Origin of the sequence: Sinorhizobium glycinis (genome assembly GCF_001651865.1) — a bacterium.
Classification (GTDB): domain Bacteria; phylum Pseudomonadota; class Alphaproteobacteria; order Rhizobiales; family Rhizobiaceae; genus Sinorhizobium; species Sinorhizobium glycinis.
In genome coordinates this window covers 1-20,194 of sequence record NZ_LPUX01000061.1, presented here as the reverse complement: position 1 = coordinate 20,194, position 20,194 = coordinate 1, and the positions used below count along the sequence as shown (strand labels likewise).

Below are 20,194 nucleotides of genomic sequence, written 5' to 3'. Positions count from 1 at the left end.
CGTCCGAGAAGTTCGGAGCCACTATTCGGGTTTGCGGTCTCGTGACTGGATCCTCGGCTCAGGGCCGAGGATGACGGAGGAGAGAAAGTCGCTCACCCAACCTCCCGCAGAAAACGTCATAGGCGGCAAGCCTGATCGTGTTGTCCGCGAAGACGGGCGCAAATCCCGGAATCGGCAACACTTCGGCAACCGTCATGTCGACGGCGAGCTGCACCGCCTGCGGCTCTCCCGTCAGGTTGAAGACGAAGAGCAGGCGTTCGCCGTTCTTCTCCCTGGTGAAGGCCAGTACATCCTGATTGGTCGCAAGGAACGCCATGTCGCCATCGAGAAGGGCCGCATGCGCGCGGCGGAAAGCGAGTGTCTCGCGGTAATGCTCGAGCACCGAGCCTGCCACCCCCTCCTGGACATCGACCGCCAAGGCGCGCTGTTCTTCGCGCACCGGCAGCCAGGGAAACCCGGTGGAAAAGCCGGCATTCGCCTCATCCCGTTCCCAGACCATCGGCGTCCGGCAGCCGTCGCGGCCTTTGAAGGCGGGCCAGAAACGGATGCCATAGGGGTCGCGCAGCTCCTCATAGGTGAGTTCCGCCTCCGCCAGCCCCAATTCTTCGCCCTGGTAGAGGCAGATCGAGCCGCGCAGGCTGGCAAGCAGGGAGATGGCGAGTTTCGCCAGCCGTTTCCGATCGGCCTCCCGCAGCGAAAAACGGCTGACATGGCGCATGACGTCGTGGTTGGAGAAGGCCCAGCAGACCCAGCCATCGGTGACGATCGCCTGGAAATTCTCGACGCAGCGGCGGATATGGCGTGCCGAGAATTCCGGGCCGAGCAGATCGAACGTGTAGCACATGTGCAGCTTGTCGCCGCCGCTCGTATAGGCGGCAACGGTCTTCAGCGAACGGGCGCCGTCGCCGACCTCGCCGACCGTCGCGCGGCCGCCATATCTGTCGAGCAAGCGCCGCAAGCGCTGCAGAAAGGCGATATTCTCCGGCTGGGTCTTGTCGTAGAGATGATCCTGCATCCCGTAGGGATTGACCTCCGGCGCATCGCTGCTCGTCGCATCGGGGTCCGGCACAAGCGGCGGATTGTCCCGCAAAAGCCGGTCATGGAAATAGTAGTTCACGGTGTCGAGCCGGAAGCCGTCGACGCCGCGGTCCAGCCAGAAGCGCACCGTCGCAAGCAGCGCCTCCTGAACCTCCGGATGATGAAAATTGAGGTCCGGCTGCGACGTCAGGAAATTGTGCATGTAATATTGCCTGCGCACCCCGTCCCATTCCCAGGCAGGGCCGCCGAAGATCGAAAGCCAGTTGTTGGGCGCCGTCCCGTCCGGCTTCGGATCTGCCCAGACATACCAGTCCGCCTTGGCATTGGTGCGGCTCGAGCGGCTCTCGAGGAACCAGGGGTGGCGGTCGGAAGTGTGCGAGATCACCTGGTCGATGATCACCTTCAGCCCCGTCCGGTGCGCCTCCGCCATCATCGTGTCGAAATCGGCAAGCGTGCCGAACATCGGATCGACGTCGCAATAATCCGAGACGTCGTAGCCCATGTCCGCCTGGGGCGACTTGAAGAAGGGTGACAGCCAGATGGCGTCGACGCCGAGCGAGGCGATATGCGACAGACGCCGGGTGACGCCGCGGAGGTCGCCTATGCCGTCGCCATCGGTATCCTGGAAGGAGCGCGGATAGACCTGGTAGACCACCGCGCCGCGCCACCAATCGTCGCCAGACCCAGATTCAATCGCCATCCGCAAACCCCGCCGTTCCAACTGCTCGATGAGAGATGTATCGCCGCGAATTCACCGAGTAAACGGCGCGCGCAACATTCGCTTGCTGCGAAGCCGACAGATCGCTAACCCATGAACGACGCAAATGGAGGAGAAGCACGAATGGCCGGCAGCATGCTTTCAATCGGCGAATGCATGGTCGAACTGATGCAGGCGGAAGGAGGCATGCTGCGCAAGGGCTATGCGGGCGACACCTTCAACACCGCCTATTACGCCCGTCTGTTCGCACCGGCCGGATGGACCGTGGAGTATCTGACCGCCGTCGGAACCGACGTCGTGTCCGACGAGATGTTGTCATTCATCGAAGGCACCGGGGTCGGCACGGCGCATATCGCCAGGATCGAGGGCCGCATGCCGGGGCTCTACATGATCCACCTGAAGGATGGCGAGCGCAGCTTCTCCTATTGGCGCTCCACCTCCGCCGCCAAGCTGCTCGCCGGCGATCCGGACCGGCTGCGGGCGGCGATCGAAAAGATGGACGTGGTCTTCTTCTCCGGGATCACGCTCGCAATCCTTGCTCCGGATGCGGCCGAGACCTTGCTGTCGGAACTGCGGCGGTCGAAGGCGAGCGGCAAGCGCGTCGTGTTCGATCCAAATATCCGCCCGCGCCTTTGGAACGACGCGTCACGGATGCGGGCGACGCTGGAAGCCGGCGCGCGGTCAGCGACGATGGTGCTGCCGAGCTATGACGACGAAGCTACGCATTTCGGCGATGCGTCCGTTGGCGGGACGATCGAACGCTACCGCGACCTCGGCGTCGCAGACATCGCGGTGAAGGACGGAGCGAATGGCGTCACCCTGCAGTTCGGCGAAGGAGAGCGCCTGCATATACCCGCCGCGCCGGTTTCCCGCATCGTCGACACCACCAGCGCCGGGGACAGCTTCAACGGTTCTTTCCTCGCGCGCCTCGCCGCCGGCCACCGCCCGGCCGATGCTGCCGCCTTCGCCGCACGCGTCGCCGCCGCCGTGATCGGCCATCATGGAGCACTGGTCGCGCGGGAGAAACTTCCAATATCGGAATAGAGCGGAGATTCGCCCCTCACCCTAGAGCATTTTGCAGTCAGGTGGAATCACCTGACGTCGCAAAAATGCGGCAAAAACAAAGGCTTAGAGCGGAGGCGCGAACGTATGTGAGCGCATCCCGCACTAGCCCTCTCCCCGCTCGCGGGGAGAGGGACTTGAGAGCGCGCCACGAGTCCCCTTCGCCCCGCGTGCGGGGAGAAGGTGGCGGCAGCCGGATGAGGGGCCTTCACGACCTCAGAAATCGATCACCGCTTCTTGCGCGCCTTCGATTCGTAAGGATTGTCCGATGCGCGGAAATGAACGCGGATCGGCACGCCCGGCATGTCGAAGTCGTTGCGCAGGCCGTTGATCAGGTAACGAACATAGGATTCCGGCACGGCCTCGGGACGCGTGCAGGAAATCATGAAGCCCGGCGGGCGGGCCTTTACCTGGGTCATGTATTTGAGCTTCAGGCGACGGCCGGAGACGGCCGGCGGCGGGTGCTGCACCTGCTGCGACTCCAGCCAGCGGTTGAGGCGTGCCGTCGAGATGCGCCGGTTCCAGATCTTGTCGGTCTCGATGATCGCCTGCATCAGCCGGTCGAGACCATAGCCCGTGTGACCGGAGATCGGCACCGCGCGGATGCCGCGGGCCTGCGGCAGCAGCCGTTCGGTCTTTTCGCGCAGATCCTGAAGGACCGCCTGCCAGTTCTCCACCAGATCCCATTTGTTGAAAGCGAGCACTGCCGCACGCCCCTCGCGCAGCACGAGGTCCACGATCTGAAGGTCCTGCTTCTCGAAGGGGATCGTCGCGTCGAAGACGATGACCACCGTCTCGGCAAAACGGATGGCGCGGAGCGCATCGGCGACGGACAGCTTCTCGAGCTTCTCCTGGACCTTCGCCTTGCGGCGCATGCCGGCCGTGTCGAACATCTTGATCGTGCGGCCGCGCCATTGCCACTCGACCGAGATGGAGTCGCGGGTAATGCCGGCCTCGGGGCCGGTCAGCAGCCGGTCTTCACCGAGAAAGCGGTTGATGAGCGTCGACTTGCCGGCGTTCGGCCGGCCGACGATCGCGACGCGCAGGGGCTTCGTTTCGTCATAGGCGGGTTCCGCCTCATCGTCCTCCCCTTCCCCGGCGCCGGGCGGGCGGATATCGACATCGGTCTCGGCGACATCCTCGGCCGGGGGAAAGGCCCTTTCCTCGCCGAGCGCAGCGACGATGGCATCGCGCAGGTCGAGCATGCCCTGGCCATGTTCGGCGGAGATCGGGCATGGTTCTCCTAGACCGAGCGTGAAGGCATCGTAGAAGCCGCCTTCCGAACCGCGCGCCTCGGCCTTGTTGGCGACGACGATGACGGGTTTGCCACGCCGACGCAGCATTTCGGCAAGCGTCTCGTCGGCCGGCGTCAGGCCAGCCTTGGCGTCGATGACGAACAGCGACAGATCCGCCTCGTCGATCGCCTGTTCGGTCTGCGCCCACATCCGTCCCTGCAGGCTGTCGGGCGCCGATTGCTCAAGACCGGCCGTGTCGATGATGCGGAATTTCAGGTCGACGAGCTTCGCGTCGCCGGGCCGACGGTCGCGCGTGACCCCTGGCGTGTCGTCGACGAGCGCCAGCTTCTTGCCAACCAGGCGGTTGAACAAGGTCGATTTGCCGACATTGGGACGCCCGACGATGGCGACGGTGAAACTCATATTACCCGCCTCAAGCTTTGCCGCTCGCCGCAATCACGTCGAGCAGCATCTGCGCCCGGTTGGCGACGCCGCGCGGGCTTTCGGTATCATCGGCGATCTGCTGGAACCAGCCCTTCGCTTTGGCGAAATCGCCCGCCTTGTAGGCCGCAAGGCCGAGCGCCTCACGAGCCGAATGGCGCATGGCGTTTTGCGGCACCGCCAGTTGTTCGACCTCGGCGGAGACCCGATCGTAGGTGCCGGCATCGATGAGCAGGTAAGCCGCGCGCAGCCGCGCCGCGTCGCGCAGCGCCGCCGGAATGCGTGTGTCCTTGCCGATCTCGGAGAACGCCGCCACGGCCGCTTCGGTTTCGCCCTTCTGAGCCTGGAGCGTCGCCGTGCGCAGCCGCGCGAGAACCGGATAGGAGCCGTAGCCCTCCTGCTCCAGCTTCGTGAGTGCGGCGAGCGCCTCCTCGGATTTGTTTTCCTTGGCAAGATCGAGGGCTACGAGAAAGGCGTCCCCCGACTGCGACGAGGAACTCTCCTGCCAATAGTCGTAGCCGACCTTGCCGACGGTGCCGAGGACGATGAGCGCCGCGATCCCGATGATGAGACCGCCGAACCGCGTCCAGATGGCCTTCATCTGGTCCGAGCGGAGTTCTTCGTTGACCTCGCGGATAAAGCTGTCGTCCTGGTTTGCCATCTGTCGCCCCGGCCTTCCCTGCATGCTGCACGTAGCCCCGACGATCGCCAACGATGTCGGGAAAGAATACGCGCAATCTCAAACTGTTCGAGCATCCGTTGCGCGCCCGGCCGGACGCGCGTCGCTCTCTGTGGATTTTGCGCCTTCTACCCGATTTTGCGCCGCTTGTAAGGGGGCGGACGTGATTTAGCCCATAACGATCGGAGCGACGCCGATCAGCCAATCGTGCAGCTTCCAGATGAAGAGCACATAGGCGACGAGACCGATGAGAACCGCCAATACGTCGTTGCGCGCCGACTTGAACACCGGCAGCACGGGTTCGCCCGCGCGCGCGCGTCGTTTCAACGAGATGCGCAGGATCACCGCCCAGGCGAGGAAGGAACCGAAGAGCAGCACCGAAGATGCCTCGCCATTCGCAAGCAGGTGTGCCAGTGCCCAGATCTTGATCGACAGGATCTGCGGATGCTTGACCGCGACGGCGATGCGCCCCGCCGGCAGGAAGCCCGCGGCAAGAAAGACAAAGGCAAACAGCATCAGGAGAAGGGCAATGTGGCGCAGGAACACCGGCGGGTCGTAGAGCATCCCCGTTTCGCCGCGCGCCTGGCCGAAACCGTAGATGATAAGACAGAGGCCGACGAGGCTGACGAGCGCATGGAGTCCCATCCAGGCGCCTTTGCCGCTGCTCTTGATGAAGCCGGCGCGAATATCGGGCGCAACCACGCGGACGAGGTGCATGCCGAGGAAGATCACGATACCGAGGACCAAAAAAGTCATAACTCACCCGCCGCTAGATTTTGCCGCTTCCGGACACCCGGATTTCGAACGCCATCGATCAACAAATCTCCGCGCGATGCAAGCGCTTCCCCGCTTCGAGTCTTGCTGATCCCGCTTTATGCCTTTGCTTACCTTTGCATAACGATATCCCCTGCAAATTCCAGCGGGATCAAAGGATTGCCGCATTGTTGAAGAAGGGACGGCGAGAACCACTCGTCGTATCCACTGATTCTCCCAGAGCCGTCCCCATGCCACGCAACATCTTCGCGCTCTCGCTTTGTCTTCTTCCCACGGCGACATTCGCCGATCCGCCGGCGGCACCTCCGCCCGCCAAGGAAAAGCAGCTCGTCATCGTCTCCTTCGACGGTGCGCACGACAACGCGCTGTGGGAAAAGAGCCTCGCCATGGCAAAGCGCAACGGGGCCCACTTCACCTATTTCCTCTCCTGCACCTTCCTGATGACCAAGGCAGACGCAAGGCAGAGCTACCAGGCACCTGGCCAGAAGGCCGGCCGCTCGAATGTCGGCTTCGCCCAGAGCCGCGAGGAGATCGCCGTTCGTGCCGGACATATCTGGGAGGCGCATCTCGAGGGCCACGACATCGGCAGCCATGCCTGCGGCCATTTCGACGGGAAGGGCTGGAGCGAGGCGGACTGGGAGAGCGAGTTCACCGCTTTCCGGACCGCCCTCGTCGACGTCTGGAAAAAGGCCGGCCAGCCGGAGGCCGAACCGGAAGGCTGGGCAGACTTCGCCCGCAGCGGCGTCAAGGGGTTCCGCGCGCCGTACCTCTCGCTCAGCGACGGGCTCATGCCGGCGCTCGAAGCCTTCAGGTTCACCTATGATGCAAGCCTCGTCACCAAGGGACCGGGCTGGCCCATGGCGCAGGACGGCATGCCGCGGTTCGGCCTGCCGCTCATCCCGGAAGGTCCCTCGCATCGGCCGGTGATCGGCATGGATTACAACCTCTTCGTCCGCCACTCGATGGGCGTCGAAAATCGGAAGGACAGCGCCCGCTTCGAGGAACGCACGCTCGCGGCCTACCGGGAGGCATTCCGCAAGGAATATGACGGCGCGCGCATTCCGCTACAGCTGGGCTTCCATTTTGTCGAGATGAACGGCGGCGCCTATTGGCGGGCGCTGGATCGCTTCCTGACGGAAACCTGCAAAAAGCCGGACGTCGCCTGCGTAAGCTACGCGGACGCCTTGCCGATGATCGAGGATGCCAGAAAGAAGGCGGATCGCTCCGCCTTCTGATTGCGGCGCGTCTAAAGCGCCAGTTCTTCCTTGCCGCCGACTTTGATGAACTGCTGATCGATCTCCGGCAGCGGCTCTTCATAGAGAATCGATTCGAAGGCGCGCAGGCGCTTATGGATGGACAACAATTCAATTATCGTCGTCCATGAGTTGACGAGATATTGGAACGAACTGCTGACTTGCCCGAACGCCGTCAGGATCTGCTGCAAGATACCCATCGTAATCGTTCCAGCAACAAACGTCGGAACCAGAAAGAAGTATACAAAGACACTGTCAGCCTGGTTATAAATCGATCTCACCATATTGAAATACAGGTAGTGGAAGTACATCCTGAAGTAATTTCGGCGTACATTACTGAAAAGATCGGAGACAGTCGGCGGAGTAGCTCGCGACTCGTCGTCCTCGCCGTAAACCAGTTCCTTACGATACGCAGCCTCCACACGCTGGTTTCGAAAGGCGATTCCAGGAAGCTTAACGCCCACGACCGCCAGCAGAACAGTGCCGAATATCGACCATGTCAAGGCGAGCCAGAACAGCGAATATGGGACTGCACCCAGAAAGGGAAGGTCGGGAACGTGCTTCGAAAGCGAAAGAAGGAGTGGCAAGAACGCAACCAGCGTCATAACGGCGTCAATGAGATTGACCCCCAGACCTTCCGAGATGTCGGCAAAGCGCATCGTGTCTTCCTGTACACGCTGAGAAGCGCCTTCGATATGGCGAAGCCTGCTCCATTGCGACATGTAAAATTCGTTCATCGCAGTCCGCCAGCGGAATACGTAATGACTGATGAAGAACCGCGTAATAACGAAAACGAAAACCGCGATTGCCCCGATTTCCGAGAATTTTATCAGAAGAGTGTAGAAATCCGCCGCAGTGACTCCCGGCTTGTGCTCCAGCGCTGCCTGCAAAAGGTCGAAGAACGGGCGCCGCCAGTTGTTGACCGCCAGAGAAACCAAAACGCCAAAGTATGTGGAAAATATTATAAATATACTTCCCCAAACAGACCAATTGAACCAGCGATGCTCGCGATCGTAGATTCTCCAGGCCCCGCCGAATAGGCCCCCACACAAGAGAAAATAGAAATAGAAATACAACTTGTCCGGTGTCACGAAGTAGGCGGCGCCCGTCGGTTCGGTCCCTTCCGCCATTGGCCCGGCGCCGAACGAGACGCCCAAATTGGCTCCGACGGTGTACCAGAACGCGATCGTGACGATGGTCCAGATTATCGCGGATGTGAAGAACGGCTTGGGTTGCGGAAAGAAGGATTGGAACAAGGGACGGCACTCTCGATTTTCTTGGAGGACAACGACTTGCCTCCTGATGCGGCCGAAACTAGGGCAAATTGCACGTCGCAACAATTACGCATTGTGAATGTTACTGTTAATTCATCAAGCTCCGCCCGAAAATGCCGTCCCGAGCGCCCGAAACATCGCAAGGCTTCACCGCCCTAGCGCCGCGCTGATCCTTCGCAGTTCCAGCACCACGACACTACCGCAGCAGAACAGAACGACAGCCGCGACCAGCGTCGGCAATGCGAAACTCCCGCTCCGCTCCGCGATCCAGCCGGCGATGAGCGGCCCGATGATCTGGCCGATGCCGAAGGCGGCGGTCATGAAGGCGAGTGCGCGGCGCGGGCTTTCGGGTGCGAGCCGACGGCCGATCTGCAGGCCATAGGCCGTGACCATCATGAAGGTGGCGCCGAGCATCAGCCCGCCGACAAGCGGCGCGTAGGGCAAAGGCAAGGAAACTGTCAGCACGAGGCCTGCCGCCTCGACCAGAAGGCCCGCGGCATACACGCCTGCAAGCCCAAGCCGCGGCACGGCGAAGCGCCACAGATAGACCGACAGCGCGGCGCTGACGCCGGTGATCAGCCAGGCAAGGAACTCGACACTGTGGCCGCCGCTCGCATCACGCGCCATGGCGACAAGGAAGGTCGCGGTGATCACATAGCCGAAGCCGAAGAAGCCGTAGGTGAGCGTTACCACCCTCAGTGGCCGCGTCCAGGCAAGCGGCGCCTCCCGCTCAGCCCCATTCCCGACGTGATGGCTGGCCGGCAGCAGGGCAGCGACGAGAACGGTCCCCGCAAGCGCGGCGAACGCGCCGGTGAACCAATCCGCCTGCGACGCGGATAGGCCGGCAACACCCGCCAGCGGCGCCGCCCAGACGCAGAGCGAGGAAAGTGCGATGCCGAAACCGACGCCGCCGAAATGCACCGACGGCACATGTTCGGATTTCGCGCGCAGCCCCTGCGCCAGCACGATCCCGGATACGAAGATCATCGCAAAGGCGCTCGCCAGGCCGGCAAGGAAACGGACGATGCTATGGGCGAGAACGGACGAGGTCAGTCCCATCGCCGCAAGCAAGAGCGTCGTGGCGCCGAGTGCAGCTAGGCCGATCCGGCGCTCGTAGCCATGCGCCCAGCCATAGGCGGCAAGCACGGCGCCCGTGAGATAGCCGACGAAATTGGCCGAAGCGATCAGCCCGGCATCCGCCGGTGAAAGCCCTGCATCCGCCATCATTGCCGGCAGGATCGGCGTATAGGAGAAGCGGCCGAAGCCCATGGCGACGGCCATGGCAAGGGCCCCGGCGATCGCCGTCGCGGCGAGACTGCCGCCTGAAATCGCATGAGGCGCCGAAGGCGAGAGCTCCTCCGCCTGCCCCGTTCGACGCGGATCAGTGCCGTCGGTCGTGCTGACGTGCTTTTCGTCGCGACCCGGCAATCTGTGGAGCGTGTTCATGTCTCCTTATTGCATCGCAGCAAGAAGGCGACAAATCATTATAATTGAAGCTTCGATTGATGGAATCGAACGATAGCAGCCTGGCGGCACCCCCGCCTGCTCAGCCCGGCAACGTCACGACCAGCGGTCCGCCGCGCGTCACGACGACCGTATGTTCGTATTGCACCGTCGGGGCGCGCGGTTCGCTGTAGAGCGTCCAGTCGTCATCCCCGCCCTCGGCCCAGTGCGCGCCCATCGAGAGAAACGGCTCGACGGTGAAGACCATGCCCTCCTTCATCCGCCGGCGCTCGGACGGGTCCGGCCAGGTGGCGATCTCGGCCGGCTCCTCGTGCAGCGACCGGCCGATGCCGTGGCTCGCCAGGTTGGTCACGAGCGAATAACGGTTCCTGCGGGCGAATTCGCCGATGGCGTTGCCGATCGAAGCCAGCGGCTGGTCCGGCCGCACCTGCTTCAAGCCCACCCACATGGCGCGCTTGCCGTCGCGGCAGAGCCGGTCGATCGCGGCCGTCACCGGCGGAACCGGGAAGGAGGCGCCCGTGTCGGCGAAGATGCCGTCCTTCTCGGCGGAGACGTCGATGTTGACGAGATCCCCGGCGCGGATCACCCGGCTGCCCGGAATGCCATGGGCGATTTCCTCGTTGACGCTGATGCAGGTCGCCCCGGGAAACTTGTAGCAGAGCTCCGGCGCCGAGCGCGCGCCCGCCTCCTCGAGCACCTTCCGGCCGATCGCGTCAAGTTCCGCCGTGGTGATGCCGGGTTCGAGCGCCTCGCCCATCGCCTGGAGCGCATTGGCGCAGACACGGCCGATTTCCTTCAGCCGCTCGAGATCTTCGTCGTTGTTGAGGGTCATGGTGTCTCGCTTTCGCGCGCACATGTAGCGTGCTGACGCGGCAGATACCAGTGCCGGGCGGTTATCCGCTACTTGCTCTCTTCCACCAATATCTCGCGGACCCGCGGCGCGACCTTGGTGCCGTAGAGCTCGATGCCGCGCATGATCCGGTCATGCGGCATCGGTCCGATCGCCATCTGCAGCAGGAAGCGATCGTTGCGGAATAGCTTTTGATGCGCGACGATCTTTTGCGCCACCGTCTCTGGATCCCCCAGGAAGAGGTTGCCGGTAGGGCTGCGTGCCTGGTCGAAATGGGCGCGGTTCGTCGGCCCCCAGCCGCGTTCGCGGCCGATGCGGTTCATCACTTCCGCCTGCGGCCCATAGAACTGGTCGGCCGCCATCTCCGTCGTGTCGGCGATGAAGCCATGCACATTGATGCTGGTCTTCAGCTTCGATGCATCCTGCCCGGCGCGGCGCGCCGCCTCGCGGTAGAGATCGAAGAGCGGCGCGAACCGCCGCGGCTCGCCGCCGATGATGGCGAGCGCCATCGGCAGCCCGAGCGCGCCGGCGCGGGCCACCGACTGCGGCGTGCCGCCGACGGCGATCCAGAGCGGCAGCGGCTCCTGCAGCGGCCGCGGATAGACGCCGCGACCGTCGATCGGCGGCCGCAATTCGCCGGACCAGGTCACCTTCTCGCTGTCGCGGATCGCCAGCAACAGTTCCAGCTTCTCGGCAAAAAGCCGGTCATAGTCGTCCAGCGACTGGCCGAAGAGCGGAAAGGATTCGATGAAGGAGCCGCGCCCGGCCATGATCTCGGCGCGGCCATGCGAGACAAGGTCGAGCGTCGCGAACTGCTGGAAGACGCGGACCGGGTCGTCGGAGCTCAGCACCGTCACCGCGCTCGTCAGGCGGATACGGCTGGTGCGCGGCGCCGCCGCTGCGAGGATCACCGCCGGCGCCGAGGCCGCGTAATCGGGCCGGTGATGCTCGCCGAGCCCGAAGACATCTAGGCCCACCTGATCGGCAAGCTCGATCTCCTCCAGCAGATTGGCAAGTCGGCGGCGCCCTTCCGCACCCTTGTCGGCCGCATTGGGGTCTACGTCAGCGAAGGTATAAAGCCCGAGTTCCATGATGGGGTCCTGTTGTCGATCGCCCAGAGATAATCGGCGCGCGAGCGGGCCGCAAATGCGGGTTTCGGAAACACACCGTTTCAAATGGGCGCGGAATTTTTGCCCCTCATCCGCCTGCCGGCACCTTCTCCCCGTTTTGACGGGGAGAAGGGACAAGCCGCGCCGCCTCAGTCCCCTCTCCCCGCGTGCGGGGAAGAGGGCTATTTAGTCCTCGGGTTAAACCCGAGGAGAGGGGCAAATCTCGGTAGCATCCCCAGCCGTATTGAGAAAATCCAAGGCTGCCCAGCTACGCCGCCATCAGCGTCCGCTTGACCGCGCTGCGCCAGCCTTTGAGCTTTCCCTTGCGGGTCGTTCCGTCCATCTTCGGCTCGAAACGCCGGTCGCGGGCCCAGGACTTGGCGAATTCTTCTTGGTTCGGCCAGACGCCGGCGCGGCTGCCGGCGAGCCAGGCGACGCCGAGCGCCGTCGTTTCGAGGATCACCGGCCGGTCGACCGGCGCGTCGAGGAGATCGGAGAGCCTCTGCATCGTCCAGTCGGAGGCAACCATGCCGCCGTCGACACGGAGCACCGTGTCCTTGCCGTTGCTGCGCCAGTCCCGGTGCATGGCGTCGAGCAGATCGCGCGTCTGGTAGCAGACGGACTCGAGAGCGGCGCGGGCGAACTCCGCCGGACCGGTGTTGCGCGTCATCCCGTAGATAGCGCCGCGGGCGTCGGGATCCCAATGCGGTGCGCCAAGCCCGGTGAAGGCCGGCACCAGATAGACGTCCTGAGTCGGATCGGCGCTCTCGGCAAGCGTGCCGGTGTCGGGCGCCGCCTTGATGACCTTCAGCCCGTCGCGCAGCCATTGGACGGCGGCGCCCGCAACGAAGATCGAGCCTTCGAGCGCATAGGTCGTCTCGCCATCGAGACGGTAGGCGATGGTGGTCAGCAGCCGGTTCTTGGAGCGGACGATGTCTTTGCCGGTATTCAGCAGCGCGAAGCAGCCGGTGCCATAGGTCGATTTCAGCATACCCGGCTTGAAGCAGGCCTGGCCGATCGTTGCCGCCTGCTGGTCGCCGGCGACGCCGAGGATCGGGATCGCCGCACCGAGAAGGGAGGCGTCCGTGATGCCGAAGTCGGCGGCGCAATCCTTCACCTCCGGCAGCATCGCCCGCGGGATGCGCAGGATGTCGGAGAGCTCGTCGTCCCAGCGATTGTCGACGATATTGTAGACGAGCGTGCGGGACGCATTGGTCGCATCGGTGGCGAAGGATTTGCCGCCGGTGAGCCGCCAGATGAGGAAGGTGTCGATGGTGCCGAAACAAAGCTCGCCCCTGGCGGCACGCGCCTGCGCTCCCTTTACATTGGTGAGCAGCCAATTGAGCTTCGTGCCGGAAAAATACGGGTCGAGCAGCAGCCCGGTCTTCCTGGTGAAGGTCTTTTCGAGGCCTTGCTTCTTGAGCTTGTCGCAAAAGGAAGCAGTGCGGCGATCCTGCCAGACGATGGCGTTGTGGATCGGCTTGCCCGTGGCGCGATCCCAAACGACCACGGTCTCGCGTTGATTGGTGATGCCGATCGCGGCGATATCGCTTGCGGCAATGCCGGCTTTGTCGATCGCCTGCCGGATGGTGAAAAGAACGGTTTCCCAGATTTCCTCCGGGTCGTGCTCCACCCAGCCGGATTTTGGAAAGTGTTGCTTGAATTCTCTCTGGCCGACGCCCGCGACCTGCTGCTTGCTGTCGAAAACGATCGCCCGCGTGGACGTCGTGCCCTGATCGATCGCGAGAATGTATCCGCCCATATGCCCCTCCTCGGCACGCAACAGATGCCGCCCTTCCTCTGGCGACAGCCTTCGGAAGACTTCAATACGACGGGAAAACGAATGTCAAACGAAAACAAAACGCAACTCGTTGCCCGGCGCAGAAGGGCACCAAACTCTGCGTCGCCGGCCCGAAAAACACAATTGTCACCGCCGCTCTTTTGCGCGTAGGCTGAGGCTGTTGCGTTGCAAAACAAGCGCGCGGTAGCGGCACGGTCGCGTGCTTTGGGTGGACGGCGCCTGCGGCGCCGAGGGAGAGATCGAGAATGACGAAGACAGCGGTCATCACGGGTTCGACGAGCGGCATCGGGCTGGCGATCGCCAAGGCCTTTGCCAAGACGGGCGCCAACATCGTGTTGAACGGTTTCGGTGCGGCCGACGAGATCAGGATGGTGACGGACGAGGTCGCCGGCCTCGGCGCCGGCGCCGTCCTCCATCACCCCGCCGATATGACGAAACCGGCCGAGATCGCCGATCTGATGGCGACCGCTGCCGCGCGCTTCGGCGGCACCGATATCCTCGTCAACAATGCCGGCGTGCAATTCGTCGAGAAGATCGAGGATTTTCCGGTCGAGCAATGGGACCGGATCATCGCCATCAATCTCTCCTCCTCCTTCCACACGATCCGGGCGGCGGTCCCCGCCATGAAGGAGAAGGGCTGGGGCCGCATCGTCAACATCGCCTCGGCGCACGGCCTCGTCGCCTCGCCCTTCAAGTCAGCCTATGTGGCGGCCAAGCATGGTATCATGGGGCTCACGAAGACAGTCGCGCTCGAGGTGGCGGAAAACGGCATCACCGTGAATTCGATCTGCCCGGGCTATGTGCTGACGCCGCTCGTCGAAAAGCAGATACCGGACCAGGCGAGGACGCGCGGCATCACCGAGGAACAGGTGATCAACGACGTGATGCTCAAGGGCCAGCCGACCAAGAAGTTCATAACCGTCGAGCAGGTCGCCTCGCTTGCGCTCTATCTTGCCAGCAACGATGCCGCCCAGATCACCGGCACGCATGTCTCGATGGACGGCGGCTGGACGGCGCAATAGAGCGGGATCGGGAAGGACGTGATGGCACAGGCATCCGACAGCATCCGCTTCATCCTGAACGACACGGAGATCGCCCTTTCCGACGTTGCGCCGACCGCAACCCTGCTCGACTTTCTCAGGCTTGAGCGGCGCCTCACCGGCACCAAGGAAGGCTGCGCCGAGGGCGACTGCGGCGCCTGCACCGTGCTCGTCGGTCGGCTCGCCATAGACAGCAAGGATGGCGAAAGCCTCGTCTACGAAACCGTCAATGCCTGCATCCGCTTTGTCGGCTCGATGAACGCCACGCATGTCGTCACCGTCGAGCATCTGGCCGGCAGCGACGGGACGCTCCATCCGGTGCAGCAGGCGATGGTGGATTTCCATGGCTCCCAATGCGGCTTCTGCACGCCGGGTATCGTCATGTCGCTCTATGCGCTGTGGCTGACGAACGATAATCCGAGCCGTGCTGCGATCGAGAAGGCGCTGCAGGGCAACCTCTGTCGCTGCACCGGCTACGAGCCGATCCTGCGAGCGGCGGAAGCCGCCGCCAAGGAGCGCCCCGCTGTCGTCTTCGATCCGATCACCCGCACGCGGGAAGCAGTAGCGGCCCGGCTGAAGGCGCTCCGTCAGAGCGAAACGATCATTGTTCGGAAGGAAGAGGACTGTCTGATCGTGCCGGCGGACACGGCCGGCCTCGCAACGGCGCTTGCCGACTATCCGACGGCGACGATCGTCGCGGGGGCCACCGATGTCGGCCTCTGGGTGACGAAGCAGATGCGGTCGCTCAATCCCGTCGTGTTCATCAACGCCATCCCGGAACTGCAGAGGATCGAAAGCTCGAAGACAGGCCTGGCGATCGGCGCCGGCGTCAGCTACACGGCCGCCTTCGAAGCCCTTGCTTCAGCCTACCCGAGCTTCGGCCGGCTTCTCGACCGCCTCGGCGGCGAGCAGGTGCGCAACATGGGCACGATCGGCGGCAACATCGCCAACGGTTCGCCGATCGGCGACAGCCCGCCGCCGCTGATCGCTCTCGGCGCAACGGTCAGCCTGCGTTCAAAGGACGGCACGCGCTCACTGCCGCTCGAAAATTTCTTCATCGCCTATGGCAAGCAGGACCGGCGCCCGGGCGAATTCGTCGAGAGCATTTTCGTTCCGGCGCTGGCCGAGGACGACCGCTTCGCCGCCTATAAGGTGACGAAGCGCCGCGACGAGGACATCTCCGCCCTGCTCGGCGCCTTCCGTATTTCGCTCGAAGCCGACCGGGTAAAGACTGCCCGCATCGCCTTCGGCGGCATGGCTGCAACGCCGAAGCGAGCCAAGGCCGTCGAGGCGGCCTTGATGCGGCAGCCCTGGACGGAGGACACGGTGCGCATAGCGCAGGCGGCCTTCGAGACGGATTTTCAACCGATCAGCGACTGGCGCGCCACCGGCGCCTATCGAATGCTGGCAGCGAAGAACCTGCTGATGCGTTTCTTCCTGGAGAGCATGGGGGAGAAGGCTCAGATCGAGCGCTTCGAGGATGTAGCATGAATGCCGGCTTCTACATCTGCGCTAGGAAGTTGCCCCTCACCCTAGCCCTCTCCCCGCTCGCGGGGAGAGGGGACGCCGGTGCCGCAACATCCCTTCTCCCCGCCTTGCGGGGAGAAGGTGCCGGCAGGCGGATGAGGGGCGCCTTCTTCGAAAAGGACCACCGGCATGGATAAATCCGCCTTCGAAGAGCCCACAACCATCACCGGCCCGATGCACAACGAGCTCCGGCACGACAGCGCCCACAAGCACGTCGCCGGAACCGCCGACTATATCGACGACATGCCGGAACCCGCCGGCACCCTGCACGGCGCCCTTGGCCTCACGGACCGTGCCCATGCGGAAATCGTTGACATGGACCTCTCCGCGGTCGCCGCCCTCCCCGGCGTCGTCTCAGTGCTGACCGCGAAGGACATGCCGCATTCGAACGACATCAGCCCCACCCACCTGCACGACGAGCCGGTGCTTGCCGAAGGTCGCGTGCAGTTCCACGGGCAGCCGGCCTTTGCGGTGATCGCCGAGACTCGCGATATTGCCCGCCGTGCCGCACGGCTCGCGAAGATCACCTATCGCGACCTGCCCCACATGATCGATGTCGCCGATGCGATGGCCGGAGGCGGCGAACTCGTCACGCCACCGTTGACGCTCCAGCGCGGCGATGCGGAGGCAGAACTCAAGCGCGCTCCACGGCGGCTCAAGGGCAAAATGCGGATCGGCGGCCAGGAGCATTTCTACCTGGAGGGGCACATCGCGCTCGCCATTCCGGGCGAGGATGACGAAGTGACCGTCTGGGTCTCGACTCAGCATCCGAGCGAAATCCAGCATATGGTCGCGCAGGTGCTCGGCGTCCCATCGAACGCCGTCACCGTGAATGTCCGCCGCATGGGCGGCGGCTTCGGCGGCAAGGAGACGCAAGGCAACCAGTTCGCCGCGCTCGCCGCCGTTGCCGCGCGCAAGCTGCGCCGCGCCGTGAAGTTCCGACCAGACCGCGACGACGACATGGTGGCCACCGGCAAGCGCCACGACTTCCTCGTCGACTACGATGTCGGCTTCGACGATGAGGGGCAAATCCTCGCCGTTCAGGCGACCTATGCGGCGCGCTGCGGTTTTTCCGCCGATCTTTCCGGACCGGTGACCGACCGGGCCCTCTTCCATGCCGACAACGCCTACTTCTATCCGCATGTGAAGCTGACCTCGCAACCGCTGAAGACCAATACGGTTTCCAACACCGCCTTTCGCGGTTTCGGCGGGCCGCAAGGCATGGTCGGCTGCGAGCGGATCATCGAGGAGGTTGCCTATGCGCTCGGCAAGGATCCGCTCGAAATCCGCAAGCTGAACTTCTACGGCGACAAGGATTCCGATCGCAACGTTACTCCCTACCACCAGAAGATCGAAGACAACATCATCCGCCGGATCGTCGAGGAACTGGAGGCGAGCGCCGAGTACCAGGCGCGGCGGACGGCGATCGTCGAGTTCAACCGGTCGAGCCGAGTGATCCGCAAGGGCATCGCGCTCACCCCGGTGAAGTTCGGCATCTCCTTCACCCTCACCCATCTCAACCAGGCGGGCGCGCTCGTCCACGTCTATAATGACGGCTCGGTCCATCTCAATCATGGCGGCACGGAGATGGGCCAGGGTCTCTATACCAAGGTGGCACAGGTTCTGGCCGACAGTTTCCAGATCGATATCGGCCGGGTGAAGATCACCGCGACGACGACCGGCAAGGTGCCGAACACCTCCGCCACCGCCGCTTCCTCGGGTTCCGACTTGAACGGCATGGCCGCCTTCGACGCCGCCCGCCAGATCAAGGCGCGCCTCGTCGCCTTCGCCGTCGAGCGCTGGCAGACGACGCCCGAGAATGTCACCTTCGTCCCGAACCACGTGAAGATCGGCGAAGAGTTCGTGCCCTTCGCCGAGTTCATCGGCCAGGCCTATGCGGCGCGTGTGCAACTGTCGGCCGCCGGCTTCTACAAGACGCCGAAAATCCACTGGGACCGTGCCGCCGGGCGCGGCACGCCCTTCTACTATTTCGCCTATGGCGCCGCGGTCTCCGAAGTGTCGATCGACACGCTGACCGGCGAATATCTGGTCGACCGGGTCGACGTGCTTCACGACGTCGGCCGCTCGCTCAACCCGGCGATCGACATCGGCCAGGTCGAGGGCGGCTTCGTGCAGGGCATGGGCTGGCTGACGACGGAGGAACTCTGGTGGGACGAGAAGGGGCGGCTGAGGACCCATGCCCCCTCCACTTACAAGATTCCCCTCGCCTCCGACCGGCCGAAGATCTTCAACGTGCGCCTCGCCGAATGGTCGGAAAATGCCGAAAAAACGATTGGCCGCTCGAAGGCGGTGGGAGAGCCCCCCTTGATGCTGCCGATCTCGGTGCTCGAGGCGCTGTCGATGGCTGTCGCCAGCATCGCCGACTATCGCGAATGCCCCCGCCTCGACACGCCGGCGACGCCGGAGCGCGTCTTGATGGCGGTGGAGCGTCTCAGGGGACGCTGAGCGGCGTCGAGGAACTGGTTGAAAAATAGCCCCTCACCCTAACCCTAACCCTAACCCTCTCCCCATTCTGACGGGGAGAGGGAACTGGGCGGCGCGGCAAGCCCCCTTCGCCCCGCCTGCGGGGAGAAGGTGGCCGGCAGGCCGGATGAGGGGCAAACGCTCACCTTACCGCAGCATCTCATCGTCGCGCCGGGGCATGCGCCCGTCGAGGAACCCCAAATCCTTTTTCATGTATTCGGACGTGGAGTCGAGGTCGAGTTTCAAATTCCGTCCACGCATCCGGCGAAGCGCCGACGCCGCGAGCCGCATCGCGCCGCTGAACGACACAAGCGGCTTTCTGTCAGCATATTCCAATACATCGCAAGACATTTTAACACTCTTCAGAAGCGGTGAAGTTGACTTGCAGCATGCCGGCAAAGATGCTCGAATTCCAACCGAACATCCGTCTGCATGCATCAAGAGAGATTATCCATGAAGATGTCGAAGCAGTTCCCGTTGAATGCGCTGAGGGTCTTCGAGGCGGCCGCCCGGCTCGGCAGCTTCACCAAGGCCGGCGAGGAACTCGGCATGACGCAGACGGCCGTCAGCTATCAGATCAAGCTCATCGAGGAGAATGTCGGCGAGCCGCTGTTCCTGAGGCGCCCGCGCCAAGTGACGCTGACCGAAGTGGGACAGCGGCTGGCGCCGAAGGTTACGGAAGCCTTCGAACTGCTGCAGGACGCCGTTTCCTCGGCGCGCGGGGATATAGGCGCGGCTCTCCGCATCCACTCGACTGCAACCTTCGCTTCACAATGGCTGGCTCGCAATATAGGCACCTTCCATCTCGCGCATCCGAATATCGCGGTGCGACTGTCGACGAGCGACAAGATCATCGATCTCGCCCAGGAAGCCGCGGACATCGCCATCCGATACGGTAAAGGAGACTGGCCCGGCCTTGTCGGCCATCCGCTGATGCGGGGCGAGTTTACCCCGATGCTGAGCCCGGCACTCGCGGAGACCATTGGCGGCGTGCATGAACCGCGCGACCTTCTGAAGCTCAGGATCATCGATCCGAACGATCCCTGGTGGCCCCTCTGGTTCCGCGCCGCCGGCGTCGACGATCCGGACCTTGCCGGCCGACCCGCCAGCCGACTTGGCGCTCAAACATTCGAGGCGCGCGCCGCGGTCGCCGGTCAGGGTGTCGCTATCCTAACGCCGGCGTTCTATGCGGACGAGGTCGCGCTTGGAAGGCTCTACCAACCCTTCGATCTGCACGCGAACGACGGACGCGATTATTGGCTTGTCTATCCGCATGCCCGCCGCAATGCCCCGAAGATCCGCGCCTTTCGCGACTGGGTCCTGCGTGAACTCAACCCGGGAGGCCTTTAAGTCGGCACTGAACAGCTTGATGATGTGGACGCCCCCGCGCCGGCGGTTGCCGCTATGATGCCGGCCAGTTACCCGCAGCAAAAGAGGAGCGTTGA

The 20,194-nt window shown here is 63.6% G+C and carries 16 protein-coding genes; 6 read left to right on the top strand and 10 right to left on the bottom strand.

Annotated elements, in window-relative coordinates:
- Positions 1–58 precede the first annotated feature (58 nt).
- Positions 59–1,738, bottom strand: a complete 1,680-nt coding sequence (gene bglA, locus AU381_RS15655) for a beta-galactosidase BglA (RefSeq protein WP_064242679.1) — start codon at positions 1,736–1,738, stop codon at positions 59–61.
- Positions 1,739–1,879: 141 nt separating this feature from the next.
- On the opposite strand from bglA, the gene AU381_RS15650 reads away from it, so the two are divergent.
- Positions 1,880–2,800, top strand: a complete 921-nt coding sequence (locus AU381_RS15650) for a sugar kinase (protein WP_064242678.1) — start codon at positions 1,880–1,882, stop codon at positions 2,798–2,800.
- A 245-nt stretch (positions 2,801–3,045) separates the two neighbouring features.
- Here AU381_RS15650 and der read toward each other — a convergent pair whose 3' ends face one another.
- The 3 genes from der to AU381_RS15635 form a co-directional block, all read right to left on the bottom strand.
- Complete coding sequence (der, locus tag AU381_RS15645; protein WP_064242677.1) at positions 3,046–4,476, bottom strand: ribosome biogenesis GTPase Der; 1,431 nt, start codon at positions 4,474–4,476, stop codon at positions 3,046–3,048.
- A gap of 10 nt (positions 4,477–4,486) precedes the next feature.
- Positions 4,487–5,155: a tetratricopeptide repeat protein gene (locus AU381_RS15640; protein WP_064242676.1), complete on the bottom strand. Its 669-nt coding sequence runs from the start codon at positions 5,153–5,155 to the stop codon at positions 4,487–4,489.
- Positions 5,156–5,341: 186 nt separating this feature from the next.
- Complete coding sequence (locus AU381_RS15635) at positions 5,342–5,929, bottom strand: NnrU family protein (protein ID WP_064242675.1); 588 nt, start codon at positions 5,927–5,929, stop codon at positions 5,342–5,344.
- A gap of 248 nt (positions 5,930–6,177) precedes the next feature.
- Here AU381_RS15635 and AU381_RS15630 point away from each other — a divergent pair, with 248 nt between their 5' ends.
- Positions 6,178–7,182 (top strand): polysaccharide deacetylase family protein, encoded by a 1,005-nt coding sequence (locus tag AU381_RS15630; protein ID WP_064242674.1) that lies wholly within the window; start codon positions 6,178–6,180, stop codon positions 7,180–7,182.
- 11 nt (positions 7,183–7,193) lie between these two features.
- Here AU381_RS15630 and sbmA read toward each other — a convergent pair whose 3' ends face one another.
- The 5 genes from sbmA to glpK form a co-directional block, all read right to left on the bottom strand.
- On the bottom strand, positions 7,194–8,456 hold the full coding sequence (gene sbmA / locus AU381_RS15625; RefSeq protein WP_064242673.1) for a peptide antibiotic transporter SbmA: 1,263 nt from the start codon (positions 8,454–8,456) through the stop codon (positions 7,194–7,196).
- A 165-nt stretch (positions 8,457–8,621) separates the two neighbouring features.
- Entirely contained in the window at positions 8,622–9,755 is a 1,134-nt protein-coding gene (locus AU381_RS15620) for an MFS transporter (protein WP_244520090.1), read from the bottom strand.
- Between the two features lie 265 nt (positions 9,756–10,020).
- Positions 10,021–10,770, bottom strand: coding sequence for a type I methionyl aminopeptidase (gene map, locus AU381_RS15615; protein WP_064242672.1), 750 nt, complete (start codon positions 10,768–10,770; stop codon positions 10,021–10,023).
- 68 nt (positions 10,771–10,838) lie between these two features.
- Positions 10,839–11,879, bottom strand: coding sequence for an LLM class flavin-dependent oxidoreductase (locus tag AU381_RS15610; RefSeq protein WP_064242671.1), 1,041 nt, complete (start codon positions 11,877–11,879; stop codon positions 10,839–10,841).
- A gap of 286 nt (positions 11,880–12,165) precedes the next feature.
- Positions 12,166–13,659 carry a glycerol kinase GlpK gene (gene glpK, locus AU381_RS15605; RefSeq protein WP_064242670.1) on the bottom strand — a complete coding sequence of 498 codons (1,494 nt, stop codon included), beginning with the start codon at positions 13,657–13,659 and terminating at the stop codon, positions 12,166–12,168.
- A 284-nt stretch (positions 13,660–13,943) separates the two neighbouring features.
- On the opposite strand from glpK, the gene AU381_RS15600 reads away from it, so the two are divergent.
- From AU381_RS15600 to xdhB, 3 genes are all read left to right on the top strand, one after another.
- Positions 13,944–14,720, top strand: coding sequence for a 3-hydroxybutyrate dehydrogenase (locus tag AU381_RS15600; protein WP_064242669.1), 777 nt, complete (start codon positions 13,944–13,946; stop codon positions 14,718–14,720).
- A 21-nt stretch (positions 14,721–14,741) separates the two neighbouring features.
- Positions 14,742–16,229, top strand: a complete 1,488-nt coding sequence (xdhA, locus tag AU381_RS15595; protein WP_064242668.1) for a xanthine dehydrogenase small subunit — start codon at positions 14,742–14,744, stop codon at positions 16,227–16,229.
- Between the two features lie 165 nt (positions 16,230–16,394).
- A complete protein-coding gene (gene xdhB / locus AU381_RS15590) occupies positions 16,395–18,731 on the top strand; it encodes a xanthine dehydrogenase molybdopterin binding subunit (RefSeq protein WP_064242667.1) in 2,337 nt (778 codons plus the stop codon).
- 165 nt (positions 18,732–18,896) lie between these two features.
- Here the strand turns inward: xdhB and AU381_RS15585 are convergent, their stop codons facing one another.
- The gene (locus tag AU381_RS15585; protein WP_064242666.1) at positions 18,897–19,100 is read right to left on the bottom strand and encodes a hypothetical protein; all 204 of its coding nucleotides are present in this window, start codon (positions 19,098–19,100) and stop codon (positions 18,897–18,899) included.
- Positions 19,101–19,202: 102 nt separating this feature from the next.
- Between AU381_RS15585 and AU381_RS15580 the strand changes: the two genes are divergently transcribed.
- A complete protein-coding gene (locus tag AU381_RS15580) occupies positions 19,203–20,099 on the top strand; it encodes a LysR substrate-binding domain-containing protein (RefSeq protein ID WP_064242665.1) in 897 nt (298 codons plus the stop codon).
- The last annotated feature ends 95 nt before the right edge of the window (positions 20,100–20,194 follow it).